Consider the following 20777-nt stretch of genomic DNA (forward strand, 5'->3'; position numbering starts at 1 on the left):
CATGCCGGGGTATCACTCCGACGCATCGGTGCTGCGGTCGGCTACGGGAGTCGACGCGCCGACTACGGCTCACGATGCTCCGGCGCTCCCTCGCGCAGAAGTGCGCGAGACCCACACCGCCGTCCTGTTCTTCGTCGGTGACCGCGCCTACAAGGTCAAGAAACCGGTCGATCTGGGCTTCCTCGACTACTCCACCGTGGCGGCCCGCCGCGACGCGTGTGAGCGGGAGGTCGCTCTCAACCGCCGCTTCTCCCCCGACGTCTACCTGGGCCTCGGCGAAATCCGCAGCCCGGAGGCGAAGGCGCCCGAACCGCTCGTGGTGATGCGCCGCATGCCGGCCGACCGGCGCCTGTCCCTGCTGGTACGGGAAGGCACCGCGATCGACGAAGACCTCCGGGCCATCGCCCGGCAGCTCGCCACCTGCCACGCCGGTGCTCCCCGCAGCCGAGGGGTCGATGAACAGGGCACGAGAGACGCCCTGTCCTCGCGCTGGGAGGACAGTTTCGCGCAGGTCCGCGCACTGGCCGACGACGGACCCGTGCCCGACGGAGTGGAGGAGATCGAACGGCTGGTACGCCGCTATCTGGCCGGGCGCAAGCAGTTGTTCGACACCCGCATCGAGCAAGGGCGGATCGTGGACGGGCACGGCGACCTGCTCGCCGAGGACGTCTTCTGCCTCGACGACGGGCCGCGCGTCCTGGACTGCCTGGAGTTCGACGACCGCCTTCGCTACGTCGACGGACTCGATGACGCCGCGTTCCTCGCCATGGACCTGGAACAGCTCGGAGCGCCGGACGCCGCGGCGTTCTTCCTCACCCAGTACAGCGAGTACTCCGGCGATCCGGCACCACCGTCCCTGTGGCACCACTACGTCGCCTACCGCGCGTTCGTCCGCGCCAAGGTCTCCCTGATCCAGGCCCGACAGGGCGCCCCTGGGGCGGAGGCGGCATCACGGCGGCTGGCCACGACGGCACTGCGCCACCTGCGCGCCTCCACCGTCGGCCTGACGCTCGTGGGCGGACTGCCGGGCAGCGGCAAGTCCACCCTCGCAGGAGCGCTGGCCGACCGCCTGGGTGTCACGCTGCTCAGCAGCGACCGTCTCCGCAAGGAACTGGCAGGCATCCCGGCGGAGCAGTCCGCGGCGGCCGGCTACGGGGAGGGCATCTACACGGCCGAGTGGACCGCCAGGACCTACGAGGCCTTGCTCGACCGGGCGTCCACCCTGCTGTCCTGCGGCGAGTCCGTCGTCCTGGACGCCACCTGGTCCGACGCGGGACAGCGCGAAGCGGCCGTGCGCATGGCCGAACGCACCAGCGCAGATCTGGTGGCCCTGCATTGCAAGGTGCCCAGCGACGTGTCGGGGGCCCGCCTGACCACCCGGGCCCCCGGAGCGTCGGACGCCGGCCCCGAGGTGGCCGCTGCCATGGCGGCCAAGGAGCCACCGTGGGCGGAGGCCGTCACAATCGACACGAGCGGCCCCCTGGAGGCCGCAGTCGTCCAGGCATTGGCAGCCGTGCGCCCGTGGGGCCCTGGTCAGGCCCAGGTCTTCCGCCGCCCCTACATGGAGCCGGACTGAGGAGGGGAACGCGCGACAACGGGACGCCACGCCGTATGGACCCGACCCTGTTCCAGCGGCGGTGTGCAGGTCGACGACGAGCAATCGGTGCACACTGGCCGCCGCCCGTGCCTCCGGCCACCACTGGGATACCCACGCCGCAGGGTGTCATCCGTGGGGTGCGGGGTCGGCGTAGCGCAGCAGTACGCCCACGCCCCCGCGCAACTGCAGCTGCTGCTCGGGGACCACGACCAGTTCGGCCCTCGTGCCGACCAGGGCGCGGGTCAGAGCCGCGTCGGCGCGCTCCTCGCGGACGTCCTGTACGCCGTAGGAGCGCAGTTCCTGTTCGGTGAGGGCGAGTTGTCCGGGATCCGGGCCGACCCACAGGCGCAGCGTCGACTCGGGGTGGTCGTTGAGGAACAGGGCCTTGACCCGGCCGCGCTGCAGGGCTGACACGGCGGCGGGAAGGCCCTCGTCCGAGGCCCCGTCGCGTGCCTTCTGCGCGAGGAAGGCATCCAGCAGCGCCCGGTCGTGCGCGGCCATGCGCCCGCTGAAGAGGCTTTCGAGCCGCTCCTCCATGAGCGCCCTCCCCGGCTGGGACTCGCCGACGCCTTCGACCGTGATGACCTGGCCGCGGAGGGCAGCGGGAAGCCGGTTGACGAGGATGCCGCGGGCCCATACGTCTCCCGCCACGATCACCGCTTCTGTGTTGACCCGCCGTGCATGGCCTTCGAGCTCCCGGCCGATCACTTCGGCGGCGTGCAGCCAGTCGGCCACGGGGACCTCCTCATGCAGGTGGTGCCCCTGCGTGACCTTGGTCAGAGGCCAGACGCCCGCCTCGGCGTCGATGCGCACGGTACCGGTGGCGTCCGTCGAGTGACGACCGCCGTAGCGGACCTGAAGCGCCAGGTAGGCGATGCCGGGTGCGTGCTGGACGATCAGGGGCATGGTGTCCGGCAGCGACCCGTAGTGCGCCGTGTCCCGTGGGGGTGGGGCGGGCAGCTCGTCGAGCAGGACCAGCCGGCCGTGTGCCGTGAACACGGCCTGCCCGTGGGTGCCCGGCACGTCGACGTCACAGCCCACCGTGCGCGCCACCGCGGTGATGGAGTCCTCATCCGCTCCCTCGAACGTCAGGGCGTCCCGCAGATGCCGCCACCGCAGTTCTACGGCGGCGTCGGGATCCTCGACGGCAGTGTCGCGGGATGTGTCCAGATAGACCGACGCGAAGGGACCAGGCTGCTTGTACAGACGTTCGAGAAAGGAAAGTCTCATGGCCACTCCCCAGGTCACTCTCCATGGTGGACGTTCCGCCCCAACCGGGCGACTCCGTCACAAGGCCCCTGGTGCCCGACCTGTGGTGACGGGGCGACCTCGGCATCACTCCCTGACAATCAACCGGCCCGTCTCTCCCGGCTGGAGGCACACCGCGCGGTCCGGCAGCCGGATGTCGATGGGGGACCGGTCGGACGGCGGTACCGTGATCTCCAGCAGGCCGCGCTCCAACCGCAGCCGCACGCCCCAGTGCCCCTGGTAGCGGATGGCGAACCCGTACGACGACAGCTCGGGCAGGGGGACGGGATCGAGCCACAGCGCGCCGTGGCGGGTCTCCAGGCCCGTCAGTCCGCGCTGGACGAGGTCGAGGGTGCCCGCCATGGCGCCGAGGTGGATGCCCTCTCCGGTGGTGCCGCCCTGGACGTCGGCGATGTCGCTGCGCAGGGTCTCATGACAGAACGCCCAAGCCTCGGCCCGCCGGGTCCGGGCCAGGACCCAGCCGTGGACCAGGCCGCTGAGGGTCGAACCGTGACTGGTGCGGGCGAGGTAGTAGTCGACGGTGCGCCGCCAGGTCTCCTCGTCGAGCCGGTGGCCCAGGCGGCGGAAGATGCCGTGAAGCTCGGCAGGTGCGAAGAGGTAGCCCAACATGAGTACATCGGCCTGTTTGGACGCCCGGTAGCGGTTGACGGTGTCGCCCTCCGCTTCCAGGATCCGGTCGAGGCGCCGGATGTCGCCGTACCGCTTCCGGTAGCCGTCCCAGTCGAGTTCCGCGAGGTCGCCGTAGCCCTGGAACTGGCTGATGACGTCGTCGTGGAACGGCACGTGGAGCGTGCGGGAGACCTCCTCCCACCGCTGGAGTTCGCCGTCGTCCAGCTCGGTGCGCTCGGCGAGTTCCAGGCGCCGGGGCTCGGGCAGGGTGCGCAGCAGATCGAGGGCGCGGGTGAGCACCCAGGCGGCGGTGACGTTGGTGTACGCGTTGTCGTCGAGGCCGGGTTCGCTCGCGCCCGGGTAGGCGTCGTGGTACTCGTCGGGGCCGACCACACCGCGGATGCGGTGCCGCCCGAGCGTCGCGTCGTAGTCGGCCGAGTCCGCCCAGAAGCGGGCGATCTGCAGCAGCATCTCGGCGCCCTTGGTGTGCAGGAACTCCGTGTCGCCGCTCGCCTCGCAGTACTGCCACACGTTGTAGGCGACTGCGGAGCCGACGTGCCGCTGGAGCCGGCTGTGGTCGGGCAGCCAGCGCCCGGAACGCGGGTTGAGGTGCAGCTCCTGGCTCTCCTCGCGCCCGTCGCTGCCGCTCTGCCACGGGTACAGCGCCCCGCGTCGGCCGATCGCGCGCGCCGCGGCCCGGGCGCGGTCGAGGCGGCGGTGGCGGTAGTGGAGCAGGGCCCGGGAGACCTCCGGGAAGTGCAGGTTGAGGTACGGCAGCACGAACAGCTCGTCCCAGAAGACGTGCCCGCGGTAGGCCTCCCCGGTCAGGCCCCGTGCGGGCACCCCGACGTCCAAGTCGGCGGTGTGCGGCGAGAGCGTCTGCAGGACGTGGAAGAGGTGCAGCCGCAGGACGCGCCCGGCCTCTCCCGGGATGTCGAGGTCGGCCCGCCGCCACAGCAGGCGCCAGGCAGCGCGGTGGCTCTCCAGCAGTGCGTCGAAGCCGGGGGCCTGGCGGACGCGGTCGATCGCCGCCTGCAGCGGGTCGCTGATGGCGGGGTCGCGCGAGGTGTGCAGGGCGACGGTCTTTTCGACGGTGACGGGCCGGTCGGGTGCCAGGTCGAGGCGCACGCTCTGGACGGCGCGGGGAAACGGGTGCTCGGTGACGACGGGGGCGGCGGCGGTCAGCCGGCCGGCCAGACCGATCCGGATGTCAGAGGTGCGGGTGCGGCAGCGCAGCCAGACGGTGTCCGGGGCGTCGGTGCCGGTGTGCACATGGGTGAGGTGGCGGCCGTCCAGGTCTCGGTAGCGGGCAACGCCGGCATTGGTGACGCCGCCGTCCAGCGCGGCCTCGACCTCCAGCTCTACGGCGCCGCCCTCCGCGGTGAACTCGGTGCGCAGGGCAGCGAGGTGGGGGTCGCCCATGTGCACCAGGCGCTGCTGGCGCACGGTCAGTGCGTGCCCGTCGCCGAGTCCGTACCGGGTGCGGCGCTCCAGCAGGCCCGAGGACAGGTGGAGGACCTGGCGGTGGTCGAGCACGGTGCCCGTGTCCGGTGTCAGCCACCGCTGCCCTGTCAGGCGGAAGCGCAGCGGCAGCCAGTTGGGAAGATTGACCAGGTCCTCGTTCTCGACCCGGCGGCCCGTCACATGTGAGACAAGCCTGTTGTAGCAGCCGGCGGCATACGTGCCCGGGTAGTGCACGTCGTCCGCAGCGCACTCGGGCAGCGCCCCACGGACGGCGAAGTAACCGTTGCCCAGCGTGCACAGGGACTCCCGCAGGCGCTCTTCGGCGGGCTCGTAGCCCTCGTACTGCCAGGTCCAGGCCGTCACTGCGGCCCTCCTCCCACCAGCGGTTCTCCGGTGCGTACGACGGGAGTCGGCACCGGCACCAGTCTCGCCCGGAGCCCAGGCCGGCGGCGCGGTCCACGCCGAGGAAGGACGGTGCGTCCGGTGCCGGATCTGCTGCTGCACCACCGTGACCGGGCAGTCGGCGTGGCGCGGCAGCCTGTGGCCCACCCGACCGCACGGGTGCGCGCCCTTGAACGCGGGCCACTCCGCGCCGCATCACGAAAAGTAATCACTCGAGTGGGTTATGTGAGAAGGCAAGGACACGCACCTCCCGCTCGTATGAGGGAGGGGTCCGCTTCTCTCCAAGAGGCCCCGGAGGAGGACATCATGTTCCGCCACTCGATACGTACGTTTCTGGTCGGCCTGTGCGCCCTGGCCGCCACCTCCCAGGCAGCCACAGCCGTGGCCCTCGTCGCGCCGGCCGGGCTTTACCCGGCGACGCACGCCGGGGCGCGGGCTCTGCGCTCGCAGACCCTCGCCGACCTCACCACCGCGATGAAGGGCGAGGCGTTCGCCCACGCGTCCTACGACCTCTTCGGCGCTCAAGCCGACCGCGACGCCCACCCAGCCGTGGGCCAGCTCTTCCGCACCACGGCACAGACAGAGCTGAACGAGCACCTGAGCGAGGCGGCCACCATGGCCGGCGTGGTCGGCACGAACGCTGCCGACCTGCGCCAGGCCATCGACGGCGAGACGTACGAGCACCAGGTCATGTACCGCGGCTTCGCGGACCAGGCCCGCAAGGACGGAGACCTGGACGCCGCCGAGCTGTTCACCGAGATCGCCGGGGACGAGGGCCGTCATCGTGACGCCTTCCGCACCGCGCTCACGGTCGTGACCACCGGCCGCGGCACGATTCCGGCGCCGCCGAAGGCCGACATGGTGTCCGTGCCCGCGGGGATGCCGAAGGTGAAGGCCGCCCGCACGAAGGCCAATCTGGACACCGCGATGCACGGCGAGGCGCTCGCCCACGCCAAGTACATGCTGTTCGCCGCGCGCGCGACGCAAACCGGCAACGCCGCGCTGGCCCGCCTGTTCGAGGGCACGGCCGCAGTGGAACTGCACGAACACTTCGCAGAGGAAGCGGTGCTGGCCGGGCTGGTGCGCAGCACCAAGGAGAACCTGCGCAAGGCCGTCACCGGGGAGCACAACGAGGCCGCCAACCTGTACCCCGGGTTCGCCGCCCAGGCCACCACCGTCGGCGACACCGCCGCCGCCAGCTACTTCCGCGACACCGCCGCGGACGAAGCCCGACACGGCACCGCCTTCCAGCAGGCACTCGACCAGCTGCACTGACCGCACTCTCCCCGCTCCGGGACCGGCCGGATCCGCCGCCACGGCACTCGGCCGGTCACCGACCATCGGCGGCATCGCCGGGCTCACGTCTCCTACCGGGCCGACGAGGACCGGGCCGCCGTTACGAGCGGTCGCTGTCGTCAGACGGTGATGCGGCGCCCGGTGATGCTGAGAGGCTCGATGCGGATCCACAGCTCACGTTGCCCACCCGCCCAGGGTGCGCGGTACGCCTGCTCCTCCAGCCGACGTACGGAATCGGGATCCGTCACGGCCCTGGCCTGCCCGCGCACCAGGACGCTCCACCCCTGGCTCAAGGCTCCGTCGATGTGGTCGATCTCGAAAGCCACCCGAGAACCCGACGCCTGCGCCGGCACCGCATGTGCCTGCGTCCTGAAGACGAGCGTCCCGTCCACGACGCTGTAGTTCACCGGGACGACCACCGGTCCCGAAGCGGTGGTCACCGCGAGCCTTCCCACGCCGTGCGTCGAGAGCAGCTCCCGGCACTCCTGCGTGGTCAGCTCAGAGAACTTCGGATGCCGGCCCGCCTGTCCGAGGCCGGGTGGCAGATCGACGTCGCCGCCGGCGAGGTCCCGGACGGTGGTCTCGAGTGCTCCGGCCAACCGTAGGAGGGAGGCCGCGCTGGGCGCGGCGGTGGACTGTTCCTCCAGGTACCGGAGGTAGCCGGCAGCCATACCGGCCCGACCGGCGGTTTCCTCCCGGGTCAGGCCGAGTTCCTCGCGCCGCAGGGCGAGCCGGCGACCGAGGTCACCGGTCGGGTGACCTCCCGCCGCGTTCGACGATGCCTGTTCGGTCATAGCCCGTCACCTCCTCTCGGAGGTCGCGCGGCCGGTCGTGGGCGAGTACTGGGCTGACCGCTCACCGGACGACAGGCGCGAGTCGTCGAACCGGTAGGTGAGCTGGTCGATCACTGTGACCACTCCATCGGTCAGCCGGGTCATGGAGACGGCGATCTCCGTCTCGCTCTTGCGTTCCAGCCGGCCGGTGAGGGTGACCACCCCTTCGACCACGAAGACGTCGACGGCCGTGGGTGGCAGCCGCAGTGTGCGGACCAGGACTTCCTCGATCACTTCGTCGCGGATGTCGGCGTCGGGACGCAGGAAGACCTGGAGCAGGTCGCGGCGGGTGACGATGCCGACGAGCCGGTCCTCCTCGTCCAGTACGGGCAGCCGCTCCACCTGGTGTTGCGCCATGGTCCGCGCGGCCTCCGCGATGGTCTCCTCGGCGTGAACGGTGACGGCCGGGGCGGTCATGAGCTGACCTGCGGTGAAGGCCCTGGACTTGGCGGCCTGCCGGTGAGCCCTGGGCGTGCGTTCGGCGAACCGGAAGCGACGCCTGGTCCCGTCCGTGTCGAGGGCTTCCGCCTGCCTGGTCACCAGATCCGTTTCGGAGATGACGCCGATGACCTTGTCGTCGTCGTCCACGACGGGCAGTCCGCTGATCCGGCGGTCCGCGAGGAGCCGCGCCACTTCCTTGAACGGAGTGCGGTACTCGGCGCTGACGACATCCGTCGTCATCACGGAACCGACCTTGCTGTGCTTCATGTCCCTTCCCTCCTCAGCGGAGTCGGCGCAGATAGGGGTCCTGGGGCCTGCGGGGCAGCAGACGCACGCGTGCGTCGAGCACGGTCACTCCGCCTGGTGCGGCAAGGACGGGGTTGAAGTCGGTTTCGGCGAGCTGCGGTAGCTCGCTCGCCATGCGGGACACGCGCAGGAGCAGCTGTTCCAGGGCCTCGAGGTCGACAGGCCCGGCACCGTGTGCGCCGAACAGGAGCGGGGCGCAGCGCGGGGCCGTGATCAGGTCGTGGACGTCCTGGTCGGTGAGCGGGGCGAGGCGGGCGGCGTGGTCGGCGAGGACCTCGGTCGCGGTGCCGCCGAGACCGAAGAGGACGAGCGGGCCGAAGACCTCGTCCTGGACGACACCGGCGAACAGTTCGGTGCCGCGGGCGGCGAGCGGTTGGACGACCACACCGGTCATCAGGCCGGCGAATCGCGTCTCGAAGTCCCGGAAGGCGGCCCGAACCTGCGACTCGCCCTGGAGGTCGAGGTGGACGGCATGCTCCTCGCTCTTGTGCAGCAGGCCTGGCCAGTGGGCCTTCATGACGATCCGGCCGTCGGGTCCGCGCAGCCGTTCGGCGGCGATCACGGCGTCGTCCTCGGTCTCGGCCCAGGCCCACGGCAGCTGCGGGATGCCGTAACAGGCCAGCAAGTCGGCGCAGGCGCACGGGTCGAGCCAGCCTCCGTCCGGGTGCAGGGCTAGGTACGCGTCGGCGATCTCGTGGGCATGCAGGGTGTCGATTCCGGAGAGGGTCGGGACGGTGCCCACTGGCCGGGAGAGCCAGGCCGCTCGGCGCGCGGCATGGGCCAGCGCCCGCGCCGCCGCCTGAGGATCGGCGTATGAAGGGATGGTTCTGTCGGCGGTGGCGGGCAGCAGTTTCACCGGCAGGTCCTGTTCGATGCGTACCGCGACGACAGGCCGTGTCCGGTGCGCGGGATCGCTGGTGAGCGCGCGGGTCAGGTCCTCCCCGGTCGCCGCGGCGACCGCCGTGGGTACGAGGGCCACCAGCACGGCGCCGAGGTCCGGGGATTCGAGGAGCCGGTCCAGGCAGTTCCGAAGCTGGTCTTCGGAGACGGCGGCGGTGGTGTCGACGGGGTTGCCGACCGTCGCTCCCTCGGGCAGGACGGCGAGCAGGTCGTCGATCAGGTCCGGGGTGAGCGGCGGCAGGGCGAGCCCCGCTTCCACGCAGGCGTCCGCTGCCAGCACCCCGACACCGCCCGCATTGGCGACGATCGCGACGCGCGCACCGACCGGGAGCGGCTGGGAGTGCATCAGGGCGGCCGTTTCGAGGAGCTCGCCGACCGAACGGGTGGCGGTGATGCCGGCCTGGGTGAACAGTGCCTGCCGGGTCATCGTGGGGGTGGCGGCCGCCGCGGTGTGCGAGGCGGCGGCGCGGCGGCCGACCTCGGTGCGGCCGGCGTCCACGGTCAGGACAGGGATGCGGCGGGTGACGCGTCGAGCGGTGCGGGAGAACGCCCTCGGATTGCCGAAGGACTCCAGGTGCAGCAGGGCGAGATCGGTGCGGCCGTCGCTCTCCCACCACTGGAGCATGTCGTTGCCGCTGACGTCGTACTTGTCACCGAGGGACGCGAACGAGGACACGCCGATGCCGAGCCGGGACAGCCCGTCGAGCAGGGCGATTCCCACCCCGCCGGACTGCACGGCGACGCCCGCGGTTCCCGGCAGCGGGTGGTCGGCGGCGAAGGTGGCGTCCATGCGCAGGTCGGGGTCGGTGTTGGAGATGCCGAGGCAGTTGGGGCCGACGAGCCGCATCCCGTACGTACGGCATGCGGTCATCAGACTCTGTGCCTGGGCGCGGTCGAGGCCGGCGGTGACGACGACGAGCGCCCGGACCCCCGCCCTGCCGCACTCCTCGGCGGTGGCCGGGACGGCGGCCGCGGGCACGGCGGCGACCGCCAGGTCCGGGGCCCTGGGCAGGGCACTGACCGCGGGGTGGCAGGGCACGCCCAGGATCGAGTCGGCGTTCGGGTTCACCGCGAAGAGGCGTCGGGTGAAGCCGCCCGCGTGCAGGTGGTGCAGGATGGCCCGCCCCACTGATCCTGGCCTGCGCCCCGCGCCGATGACGGCGATCGTGTTCGGTCTGAGCAGGGGCTCGAGACTGGCCACGTCGGCGGTCCGGCCCCGCTCCTCCACCGCCGAGAGGTAGGTGTCGTCCTCGTCCAGTGCGATATTGCACCGGACGTCGGGCCCCTCGAAGTGGCGCCTGGTGCGCAGGCCGAGGTCGGTGAAGAGCCGGAGCACGTCCAGGTTCTCGCTCAGCGCGTCGGCCTTGAAGGTGGTGATGCCCTCCGCGCGGGCCGCCGAGACCAGATGCTCGACGAGGAGGGTGCCGACACCGCGGTGGTGCAGTCCCTCGGCCACCGCGACGGCCACCTCGGCGGCGTCCTTTTCACCCCCGGTGTCGTACTCGGCGAGGCCCAGCACCCGGCCCCTGGCCTCGGCCAGCAGCGCCCGATGGCCGGGGCGCGCCGGGGCGCACGCACGGTCGGCGGCCAGGGCGGCTGAACTCGGGCTCACCGCGAAGAACCGCAGCCGGAGGTTCTCAGGGGACATCTCGCCGTAGAAGCCCCGCAATCGCTCGTGATCACCCGGCTCCGCGGGCCGGATGCAGATGGTGCTGCCGTCCGCGAGCAGGGCGTGGATCCGGGCGCCGCTGAGTGTGTCGTCCGTCATCGCGGTTTCCTCCGGCATCTCGACATTTCGAGCATCCGCGGCTTTGCCGACGATCACATGGGCTGACCGGGGTGGAACGAGGGCCGGTCGGCCCTGAAAGCGCATCGCGATCCCGCCGGTGTTCTCAGACACGGGGAGCCCGCGCCCGCTCGACGATCAGCCCTGGAGGAGGCAGAGCCCGAGGGGGCGGTACGACGACACTGGACCCCCTTCCCGCGGGCTCGGTACATGCGATCGGCGACTACAGGACACCGCTCGCAGGGCCGACTGGCCCATGTCTGCACGCGAGCATTCGCCGAGACTGGTGACTGAGGAGCGCCCTTGCCACGGAGTCCCCACCAGCCCCTTCAGTGGCGGTCATCATGTCCGACGTCACCACGACCGACCTGTACGAAGTGACCATGGCCCTGTCCTATCTGCGGGAGGACATGCGCGCCCCGGCGACCTTCAGCCTCTTCGTCCGTGACCTGCCGCCCGGCCGCGGCTTCCTGGTCGCCGCCGGTCTGGAGCCCGCCCTGGACTTCCTCGCCCGCTACCGCGTGGAACGCCAGGACGTCCAAGACTTCGCGGGAGCACTGCACCGGCCGCCCAAGGATCTGGAGCCGCTGCTCGGACTGACCTTCGACGGCGAGGTGCGCGCCGTCCCCGAGGGACATGTGGTCCTCGCGGGCGAGCCGCTGCTGGAGGTGACCGCCCCGCTGCCACAGGCCCAGCTCGTGGAGACGTACCTGCTCAACCTTCTCTGCACCAAGGACTTGGTGCTCAGCGCGTGCTGAGTGAGCTCGAAGTGCTGTGAGGAGGTGTCAAGAGCGGCTTGCGAAGGACATCGCGTCGGCCCATTCCCAGAAGGCATGGCCTGCGTTGACCACGGCCTCCATGACGGCGAACAGCCCGGAGGGCTCAACGTTGGGCGGGACATCGACAGCGACGAAGCGTTCGCGGTTCCACTCACTCAGCAGCCCGGCCGAGCTGATCTCGGACTTGATCCCGTCAGCAGCTCTCTGGAGGTCGCTGACGGGCAGATCAGGAATGAACAGGAGCCGCAGCGTCCGATGCCGAGAAGTCCCGATCACCTCACTGACGTAGTCGTCCTCGTCAAGGAGCACAGTGTCGCCCAGAGCGATCCCGTAGGTGGAGAACGGAATGCAGGAGACCTTGTAGCTCCCGTCGGTGCGCGGTTCGAGCCAGAGCTGCTCGACCTGTCCCTCCAACCCGAAGGGAGCCAGGTCGGCGCGCGCGATGTAGTTGGTTGTGGCGCGTCCGACCGGGTGCTCGTGGACGATGAACTGCATGACGGCACTCCCCGGGCCAGCTCTGATGACCTGCCATCATGCCGTAGCCGATCACTCCTCCTGCCGACGGGGGGCGGGCAGTCCGAGTGGGACTGGTCCGGTTCGCTCGAAGCGCCGGGCCTGCTCGCGCTTGCTCCGCAGGAAGGTGAGGGTGAGGTCGAGTCCGTCGATCTCACCCCGCCAGCCCTCGGCGACGGCCCGCTCGCGGCGGGCGAGGAGGTCCTCCTCCAGCTCATTGAGCCGGGGCAGCATCTTCGGGTTGATGCTCAGCATCGGGCAGCGGATGCAGGCGTGTTCGTGCGTGCAGGGGGTGCCGTAGGGCCGGCCGCAGGAGCCGAGCTCGACCCGGCGCTTGTCGAAGTGCTCGTTGAACTCGCTCCACTCGGTCTCGGTCGGCTTGCGGTACTCGCTCTCGGGCCGTTGGGCCCGGCGGCGGTCGAGGAACTCCTGGTAGTGCCGGACGACGTCGTCGTCGAAGACCGCGACGTAACCACGGGTGGTTTGGATATTCAGGTGGCCCAACAAGGCCGCGCCGATGTGGATCGGCAGCCCGTTGTTGACCAGCTCGGTCGCGAAGAGCCTGCGGAAGTCGTGCGAGGCGAACTTCACCTCCGCGAATCGCGGGTCGGTGGAGACCAGCCCGTCGGCGGCGCGGTGGATCATGCGCCACATCGTCGTGTTGGACATCGCCTTGACCGCTCCGGAGTGAACGGTCTGGAACAGGTAGGGCAGCGGCTCGCTCCAGACCTTCTCGTGCAGGTCGTATCGGGTGCAGACCGGGACGGTACCGTGCGCGCTGATGTGGCGGCGGATCACCTGGGCGATGACGTGGAACAGCTCGGCGGACATCGGGATCACCCGTTCCCGGTCGCTCTTGGAGGGCGTGATGACCAGCAGCGCGACGACCTCGCCGTTGGGGCGCTGGTAGTTGCGCACGCTCAGGTGGGTCAGCTCCGTGAGCTCCTCGGCGCGCAGGCCGGCCAGCCGCAGCGTTTCCACGATCGCCCACTGCCAGAATGCCTGGTTCTCGGTGTGGGTGAGCTGCACCAGTTCGCCGGTGCTCCGGTTGACCGCACGGATAGCCGCGGTCGATGGGTCGGGCCTCTTCACGTCCGATTTCGCCGAGACGCGCTGCCACTCGACGCCATCGATGGTGAAGCGTTCGCCCAGGCCAACGGCGCGGGCCGCCTCCAACAGGGTTCGCCACTGGTGCCACTGGTCGGTGACGTGCCGGGACAGGATCGGCAGCAGCGGCTGGCGCTCGCGGGTGCGGTTGGCCATCCGCTCCTGCAAGCGCCGGCGGCGGACGTGGAACCACCGCAGGTCCTCGTCACGGATCGGGCAGGGCGCCACCCATTGCGCCCAGCGTTCCGGTTCGGCGACCGCCCAGGTGTGCAGGTCCAGGTAGAAGGCACGGACCGCCATGAAAGGCGCGTCCAGGTGCAGTCGGGGTGTGCCGTTCGGGTTGACCAGCAGCTTTTCCTTCCAGTGGGCGACCGCCTCGGCGGTCAGTCGCAGGTCGGCCTGGTCGGGGTTGAACTCCTCGATCACCTTCCAGAAGAGCCGGACCAGATTGTTGACCAGGCCCGTGAGGCTGGAGTAGTCGAGTTCGACGGAGCGGCGGCCGATGTAGTCCACCAGCAGGTCTCGCACCCCCTGGTTGCGGAGCTGGTGTTTGTCGACCAGCTCGGCCACGGTGCGCTGGCCCCTGGTCACCGCACCCCGCAGAGTGCGCGGGGTGGAGGCTGGGAAGTGCCCCATCTCGGACAGCACCACCCATGCCTGGGTGGCGGCAAAGCAGCCGTCGGCGGCCACCTCACCGGGCGTGACGCCGTACTTCCTGGACTCCATCGCGTAGTGCAGCAGCGCTTCGGGGGTCAGATCGGCGATGTCGATGCCGAACACGGTCAGCGCGATGCACATGTCGAACTGGGCCCGCCGGATGGAGGCGCCGCTCATCGGCAGCTTCAGGGTCCGCTCGAAGAACTCCTCCAGTACCGGGTCCTGGGCGAGCTGGCGAAACCAGCCGACGTAGTCGGAGAACCGGTAGGAGCGGAAGGCCAGCAGCGACGGCTGGATCACGCGCATCGCGAAGGCGTGGCCGGTGGCGGTGTTGACCGCGCTCATGATCGCCTTGGAAGTGCCCGGGTAGAGGTCCTTGGCCAGGCGACCCCGCTCGTTGAGCCCGGACGCCTCCCAGCGGTCCTGCCAGGTCGAACCGGGGAACTGCTCCAGGAGCTCCAGCAGCTTCCGCATCCCCTCGACCGGGCGGGAGCTGCTGCGGGTCAGCGAGCCGAAGGCCGTGCCGGTGAGCTCGGCGATCTCCTGGGCCCGGGCGGTCGACAGCTCGCCCAGCGGCCGGGGCGGATGGGCCGGGGGCACCGGGGGCGCCGGCTGGACCGCCGTCGGAGTGAAGGCGAAGTCCCGTTCGTAGACGTCGACCGAGTGACGGCGGACCCGACCGGTGGTGGGCCCCTTGACCCGGGCACTGGTCCCGACCTTGCTACCGGGCACCGAACACCACCGCCACGTCCTCGGGGTCGTACTGCTGCGACCAGGCGGCCGGCTGCTGAGGTCGGCTGTAGTGCTCGGCGAGCTTGTCGACCAGGTCCTCCAGCCCGACCACTGTGTAGAGGGCGGTGGTGGTGATATGCGCGTGCCGCAGGATCGTCTGCACCTCCGCCAGCGTCATCGCCGGATCTCGGGCCAGCCGAGTCGCCGCCGTGTGCCGGGCGTCGTGCAGCGTCCAGTTCATGCCCAGGTGCTCGGTCGTCCGCTGGAGGATGCGCCGGGCCGCCCAGTAGGTCAGCGGCTTCACCTCGCCGCGGCGGGTTCGCCAGACCGGCTCACCGGGGCCGGGCAGGCCGGCCTCGTCAAGGTAGGCCGCGAGGTGGGCCAGGGCCTCCGGGGAGACCGGGACGGGCTGACGCTCCCGGGTGCCCTTGGAGATCACCCACAACTGGCCTTTGTGCCAGTCGATATCGCTCAGCTGGACGCCCAGCAGTTCGCTGGCCCGAGCACCGGAGGAGACGTAGCAGGCCAGCAGGGCGCGGTCCCGGGTGCAGCGCATCTGCGCGAACAGCTCATCCCATTGCGCGTCGGGGATCGCTCGGGGCTGGCGCACCGGCACCTTCGGCCGCAGCCGGCCCCGCCGGTGCCGTGCCGGGGCCTCGATCGGGGACCGGTGGGCAAGCGCGGAGCGACGAGCCCGATTCTCCGGCACTGGGTTGAGCACGGGCCCGCGTCCGAAGTGCAGGTGGAAGGCGTAGAACCCGTGGACCACCGAGAGGCTGTGCGCGATGGTCGCGGGCGCATACCCGGTCGGCAGGATCCGCTTGCCGGTCGTCGGATTCACCGACCCCGGCGGGTGGCCACCCTCGCGATGGCGCTTCCGCTGTGGATTCCGGGCCGCCCGCAGCCAGCCGACCATCGCCGCGACCTCGGCCTCGGTGGCTCGCTCCCAACCGACGTCCACTGTCCACAGCACCCGGAACCAGCGCAGCAGATCGAAGGCGTAGCTCCGGCAGGTCAGCGGGCTCACGTCCCCGAGCAACCGATCGCGCAGGTACGCGCTGACCGGCTCGACCTCCCGGCCCGCCGCGTCCACTACCGCCCAGGGCAACGACACCGTCGGACCAGTGACCACCGCTCCGGCATCCGTCAGCCGTACCCGACCATCCATCAGATCCCGATGAACACGGGAGACCTCATGCGACAACGACATGCCCAGATGCTCCAGAACCGCCGCCACCGAGTCGAGCCGGTCAACGAGTTAGTGCAGTCAACTGACCAGCTGTGCCACCAGTCGGCGGTGGCGTCCAAGGCGGTCCGCTGTGTTCTCGCGGCGGCCGGACGGCCCGTCGTGGACTTCTCGCTGCGCCGCACCCACGGGCCGTGGGCGGGTCTGCAGGCGGCCCGGCTGGGAGCCTTGGTGGGTTTCGCGGGCACCAGCAACGTGGCGGCGGCCGGTGCCCTGGGCATCCCGGCCTCGGGCACCATGGCCCACTCCTACATCGAGGCGTTCCCCGGTGAGGAGGAGGCGTTCCGGGCTTTCGCGCGTACCCACCCGGGACCGGTGACGTTCCTCGTCGACACCTATGACACCGACGCGGGAGTGCGGGCCGCGGCCCGCGTCCTGACCGAGATCCGGCGCGGCCCGGGATGCGCGATCCGCCTCGACAGCGGCGACCTCGGAGAACTGGCGCGGCGGGCGCGCGCCACGCTGGACACCGCCGGGCTGCCCGAGGTGCGGATCATCGCCAGCGGCGGGCTGGACGAGTACGCCGTCGCGGACCTGGTGCGCAGCCGGGCCCCGATCGACGTGTACGCCGTGGGAACGAAGATCGGTGTCGCTGCGGACGCACCGTACCTGGACGCGGCGTACAAGCTCGTGGAGTACGACGGCCGCCCCGTGATGAAGCTGTCGTCCGCGAAGGTGACGGCACCGGGCCGCAAGCAGGTCTTCCGCAACCTGACACATCCGGACGTCATCGGCCTCTGGGGCGAGGAGCCGCCGGACGCCGCGCGACCCCTTCTCCGCACCCTCATGCGCGGCGGCCGACGCACGGGCGCACCCGACCGATGGGAATACGCGCACGCACGCTGCGCCCACGACATCGCCGCCCTTCCAGCCCAGGCACGCAGGATCGAGAATCCCTTGCCTCTGCGCGCAGTCAGGCCCAAGGCGCTGGAGGATCTGACAAAGCGGGTGCGGGAAGAGATCGAAACGCGTCTCCTCTCACGGCCTCCCGGCGCGGCCGTAAACGGCGGCCCTTCGATCGCCAGGGGCCTCGAGCATCGTTGATGTCCGTCGATGCTGTGGGCCGCGGTCCCGGTGCCCCGGATGCGACGCCCGGTGATCGCGTCCACGATGAGGACATGGTGTCCGTCCCCCCTGCTGACCACCCTCCCTTCACGTCCGGCCGCGTGGACACCGGTCCGTCCTGTCGCTATGACCAGGCAACAGCGGTCCTCGTCCGCGCTGCCTGACGGCGACCGGAAACCGGGCGCTGCGAGCACGGCATCGACGTGCACGGCGGGAAACGATCATTCTCAGCGCGGGAAATCAGCTCGGCTTGACCTGCATAGCTGCTGACCAGCCCATTTCGTCGGTTCCCCCGCCTGATCAGGAGCCGGAGAAAATCCGTAACACTCGCGTAGCAGTGAGGGCGCCCGGAAGGCCCTATGATCGCCCCAGCACATCCGTCGCGGACGCCGCAGAAGCGTACGGCGGTTCGGTGCACCTCCCTCTCCCCTGGCCGGGCACGGCCTGCTTCGCCCTGCCCGCACAACCGTGAAAGGCGGCCTGCATGGTCTCTCGCGTACGCGTCTGGCTCAACCGCACGTACGCGGAGAACGTGTTCTTCATGGATCAGCTGCGGAGAAATCCCAGCGACCGGGCCGTCGAGATCCACGCCACGCACGGTGACCCCGACTCACCGGTCCTGGCCGCCGCGGACACCGCCGATCTGGAGCCGGAGGGCCTGTCCCCGGCCGCGTACGTGGAGTACGCCCTCGACCAGTGCGCACGGCGTGGCATCGATGTCTTCGTGCCCCGCCTGCACCAGTCGGCGATCGTGGCGCACCACGCCGAGTTCGAGGCGGTGGGTACGGCGCTGCTGGCGCCGCCGCCGGAGGCCGTGGCCGTCTTCGAGGACAAGGTGGTCGCCTACGAGGCCGTGCAGGCGATCGGTGTGCCCGTGCCGCCGTGGTTCCGGGTGCGGTCGGCGGACCAACTCGTCGCCGCGGTGGAGGAGTTGGAGGCCGGTGGGTACAAGGCGTGCTTCAAGCCGGCGTCCGGTGCGGGCGGGGTGGGCTTCCGGGTCGTCACACGCGCCCCCTTCTCGCTCGCGCACCTCACCGGATTCCCCAGCCCCTACGTGCCGCTGGACCTGGTCGTGGAGGCGCTGGAGCAGGCCGAGGAGCCGGTCGACTGGCTGGTGATGCCGCGCCTGGAGCAGCCGGAGGTGTCGGTGGACTGCCTCACCGGGCCGGACAACCGGGTGCGGCTGGCCATCGGCCGCACCAAGAACGGCCGTCGGCGCGGCTTCACGCAGCACGAGCAGTGGCTGGAGCCGGCGCGGCGGATCGCGGAGGAGTTCGGGCTCCACTACCTGTCCAACATCCAGTTCCGGATGTTCGGCGAGCGGCCCGTGCTCATGGATGTCAACACGCGACCGGCCGGCGGCTTGCATCAGCTCTCCCTGTGCGGGGTCAACGCGCCTTGGGCCGCCGTGCAGTTGGCGCTCGGGGAGGATGCCGGGGAGATCACGCCGCCGTTCCTGGGGCAGGACTACACGGTGGTGTCGGGGCCGCGGCCCCTGCGACCGGTGTCGCTGCCTCAGCGGCGGGTCGAGCAGGCGGAGCCGTTGCTGCCGACGGTTCCTGCGCCCGTCCAGGCAGTCGAAGCAGCGGCGGAGGCACTGCCGCTCTAGGGCCGTCGGCCGGGTGCGGGTCTTTCGCGCCCGGTGACGCCGTCACGTGTACGCGAGCGGTGCCGCGGATGCCGGCGGTGCCGCCGGCGGGAGCGGCGAGTGCGTCGGGGAGGCCCGGAGAGTCTGAATCACCGGCGCGGCGAAGCGCCGGGACGCCGCCACCCGGGCGGCCGGCGATGTGGCCTGGATGCCCCTGTCGGCCATGACATGAGGACCAGGTCGTCCAGGGCGAAGTCGGGGCTCGGACGTCCGGCGGCCTTGGCGCGACGGGCGAGCCCGCGGACTGCGCCGCGACGCGGGTCTCTCCACTCACCGGTATGGACCAATTCCGTCATTCTCCTTGACACGCGGATTGGTCCATACCAACTTGGTTGCGCATCGTTCCGCATGTCCCTGCCACTCCCGAACACCCCACATTCTCCAGGGAGATCGCGTGCGCAACACACTCAGGCGTTCCAGACGCCGGCTCCTGGCGCTGCTCGGTTCCGCCGCTCTTGCGGTCGGTGGAGCCATCGCCCTTCCGGGCACGGCCCAGGCGGCCAACATTCTGACCAACCCCGGCTTCGAATCCGGCTCCCTCTCCCCCTGGTCCTGCACCGGAAACCTCGGCTCGGTCGTCTCCTCGCCCGTGCACGGGGGGTCGAAGGCCCTTCAGGGCGCGGTGAGTTCGAGTGACAACGCCCAGTGCAGCCAGACCGTGGCGGTGAAGCCGAACACGACGTACACGCTTCAAGGTTGGGTGCGGGGCAGCTACGTCTACCTCGGCGTCGACGGCGGCGCCTCCACGTGGACGTCGTCCCCGTCGGCCTACAGCCGGCTGTCGGTGTCCTTCACCACGGGTGCCTCGCAGACCAGTGCCACCATCTACGTCCACGGCTGGTACGCCCAGGGCTCCTACTACGCCGACGACATCAGCCTCGACGGCCCCGGCGGAGGCGGCGGCTCGGACACGCAGGCGCCGACCGCCCCCAGTGGGCTGACCTCCACGGGCAAGTCGTCGTCGAGCGTCTCGCTGAAGTGGAACGCCTCGACGGACAACGTCGGTGTGACGGCGTACGACGTCTACAGCGGCTCCAGCCAGGTGCTCAGCGTCTCCGGCACGACCGCCACGGTCGGCGGGCTGTCGCCGAGCACCTCCTACACCTTCACCGTGAAGGCGCGGGACGCGGCCGGGAACACCTCCGCGGCCTCCAACTCCGTGACCGTCACCACGGACGCGGGCACCGGTGGCGGCACCGGCTTCAAGCAGGCCGCGCCCTACCTGTACGAGGGCTGGGGCGACCCCCCGAGTCCGACGACGGTGATGAGCGCGACGGGCATCAAGTGGTTCACGATGGCGTTCATGCTGGACTCCGGCGGCTGCACCCCCGCCTGGGACGGCAGCAGGCCGCTGACCGGCGGTGTCGACCAGAGCGCCATCAACGCCATCCGCTCCGCCGGCGGTGACATCGTCCCGTCGTTCGGCGGCTGGCAGGGCAGCAAGCTCGGCGCCAACTGCTCCTCGGCGAGCGCGCTCGCCGGGGCCCTGCAGAAGGTGATCGACGCATACTCGCTCAAGGCGATCGACATGGACATCGAGAACACCGACGAGTTCGAGAACGAGGCCGTCCAGGCGAGGATCCTCACCGCCCTGAAGACGGTCAAGGCCAACAACCCCGGGCTGAAGACCATCGTCACCTTCGGGACGTCCACCACCGGCCCGACGTACTACGGCAACCGCCTCATAGAGCAGGCGCAGTCGCTCGGCGCCAACATAGACGTCTTCACCATCATGCCCTTCGACTTCGGCGGCGGCTCCGACATGTACGGCAACACCGTGAACGCGGCCGAGGGGCTGAAGGCCAAGCTGAAGTCGGCCTTCGGCTGGGACGACGCCACCGCCTACTCCCACATCGGCATATCCGGCATGAACGGCCTGTCCGACCAGCAGGAGAACACGACCCCGGCGATCTGGACCCAGATCAAGGACTGGGCCAACTCGCACCACATAGCCCGCCTCGCCTTCTGGTCGGTCAACCGTGACCGGCCGTGCCCGGGCGGGGGCGTGGTGAGCAACTGCTCAGGCATCAGCCAGAACAACTGGCAGTTCACCTCGATCACGGCCGGCTTCACCGGCTGAGCGAGGAAGCCGGCAACGGCAAAGGGGGGTGCCCGGCACGTCGGGCA

General features: G+C 70.5%; 13 protein-coding genes and 1 pseudogene. 6 read left to right on the forward strand and 8 right to left on the reverse strand.

Annotated elements, in window-relative coordinates; all coding sequences use genetic code 11:
- Positions 1-100: 100 nt before the first annotated feature.
- A complete protein-coding gene (locus tag SY2F82_RS19860) occupies positions 101-1576 on the forward strand; it encodes a bifunctional aminoglycoside phosphotransferase/ATP-binding protein (RefSeq protein WP_200420440.1) in 1476 nt (491 codons plus the stop codon).
- A 147-nt stretch (positions 1577-1723) separates the two neighbouring features.
- Here the strand turns inward: SY2F82_RS19860 and SY2F82_RS19865 are convergent, their stop codons facing one another.
- Positions 1724-2827 carry a hypothetical protein gene (locus SY2F82_RS19865; protein ID WP_200420441.1) on the reverse strand — a complete coding sequence of 368 codons (1104 nt, stop codon included), beginning with the start codon at positions 2825-2827 and terminating at the stop codon, positions 1724-1726.
- Between the two features lie 105 nt (positions 2828-2932).
- Positions 2933-5302 carry a glycoside hydrolase family 65 protein gene (locus SY2F82_RS19870; protein WP_200420442.1) on the reverse strand — a complete coding sequence of 790 codons (2370 nt, stop codon included), beginning with the start codon at positions 5300-5302 and terminating at the stop codon, positions 2933-2935.
- 345 nt (positions 5303-5647) lie between these two features.
- On the opposite strand from SY2F82_RS19870, the gene SY2F82_RS19875 reads away from it, so the two are divergent.
- Complete coding sequence (locus SY2F82_RS19875) at positions 5648-6616, forward strand: rubrerythrin family protein (protein WP_236041629.1); 969 nt, start codon at positions 5648-5650, stop codon at positions 6614-6616.
- 140 nt (positions 6617-6756) lie between these two features.
- Here SY2F82_RS19875 and SY2F82_RS19880 read toward each other — a convergent pair whose 3' ends face one another.
- From SY2F82_RS19880 to SY2F82_RS19890, 3 genes are read right to left on the reverse strand one after another with little or no spacing between them, the layout of a single operon-like run.
- Positions 6757-7431: a pyridoxamine 5'-phosphate oxidase family protein gene (locus SY2F82_RS19880; RefSeq protein WP_200420443.1), complete on the reverse strand. Its 675-nt coding sequence runs from the start codon at positions 7429-7431 to the stop codon at positions 6757-6759.
- A gap of 6 nt (positions 7432-7437) precedes the next feature.
- Positions 7438-8178, reverse strand: a complete 741-nt coding sequence (locus SY2F82_RS19885) for a CBS domain-containing protein (protein ID WP_200420444.1) — start codon at positions 8176-8178, stop codon at positions 7438-7440.
- A gap of 13 nt (positions 8179-8191) precedes the next feature.
- Positions 8192-10885 (reverse strand): bifunctional GNAT family N-acetyltransferase/acetate--CoA ligase family protein, encoded by a 2694-nt coding sequence (locus SY2F82_RS19890; RefSeq protein ID WP_200420445.1) that lies wholly within the window; start codon positions 10883-10885, stop codon positions 8192-8194.
- 362 nt (positions 10886-11247) lie between these two features.
- On the opposite strand from SY2F82_RS19890, the pseudogene SY2F82_RS19895 reads away from it, so the two are divergent.
- A pseudogene (locus SY2F82_RS19895) lies at positions 11248-11652 on the forward strand (nicotinate phosphoribosyltransferase); the annotation flags it as partial.
- 36 nt (positions 11653-11688) lie between these two features.
- Here SY2F82_RS19895 and SY2F82_RS19900 read toward each other — a convergent pair.
- Genes SY2F82_RS19900 through SY2F82_RS19910 form a run of 3 tightly spaced genes read right to left on the reverse strand, consistent with a single transcriptional unit; the run spans position 11689 to position 15823 of the window.
- Positions 11689-12177, reverse strand: a complete 489-nt coding sequence (locus SY2F82_RS19900; RefSeq protein WP_200420446.1) for a DUF4265 domain-containing protein — start codon at positions 12175-12177, stop codon at positions 11689-11691.
- 51 nt (positions 12178-12228) lie between these two features.
- Positions 12229-14691 carry a site-specific integrase gene (locus SY2F82_RS19905; protein WP_236041630.1) on the reverse strand — a complete coding sequence of 821 codons (2463 nt, stop codon included), beginning with the start codon at positions 14689-14691 and terminating at the stop codon, positions 12229-12231.
- The gene (locus tag SY2F82_RS19910; RefSeq protein ID WP_236041631.1) at positions 14681-15823 is read right to left on the reverse strand and encodes a tyrosine-type recombinase/integrase; all 1143 of its coding nucleotides are present in this window, start codon (positions 15821-15823) and stop codon (positions 14681-14683) included. The genes SY2F82_RS19905 and SY2F82_RS19910 overlap by 11 nt, the downstream gene beginning before the upstream one ends.
- Before the next feature lie 84 nt (positions 15824-15907).
- Between SY2F82_RS19910 and SY2F82_RS19915 the strand changes: the two genes are divergently transcribed.
- The 3 genes from SY2F82_RS19915 to SY2F82_RS19925 all read left to right on the forward strand — a co-directional run bounded on the left by SY2F82_RS19915 (position 15908) and on the right by SY2F82_RS19925 (position 20730).
- Entirely contained in the window at positions 15908-16981 is a 1074-nt protein-coding gene (locus SY2F82_RS19915) for a nicotinate phosphoribosyltransferase (RefSeq protein WP_374707191.1), read from the forward strand.
- A gap of 505 nt (positions 16982-17486) precedes the next feature.
- A complete protein-coding gene (locus SY2F82_RS19920; RefSeq protein ID WP_200420448.1) occupies positions 17487-18611 on the forward strand; it encodes an ATP-grasp domain-containing protein in 1125 nt (374 codons plus the stop codon).
- A 433-nt stretch (positions 18612-19044) separates the two neighbouring features.
- Complete coding sequence (locus tag SY2F82_RS19925; RefSeq protein WP_200420449.1) at positions 19045-20730, forward strand: carbohydrate binding domain-containing protein; 1686 nt, start codon at positions 19045-19047, stop codon at positions 20728-20730.
- Positions 20731-20777 lie beyond the last annotated feature (47 nt).

The sequence above is a fragment of the Streptomyces sp. Y2F8-2 genome (assembly GCF_014905555.1).
GTDB classification, from domain to species: Bacteria; Actinomycetota; Actinomycetes; order Streptomycetales; family Streptomycetaceae; genus Streptomyces; species Streptomyces cynarae.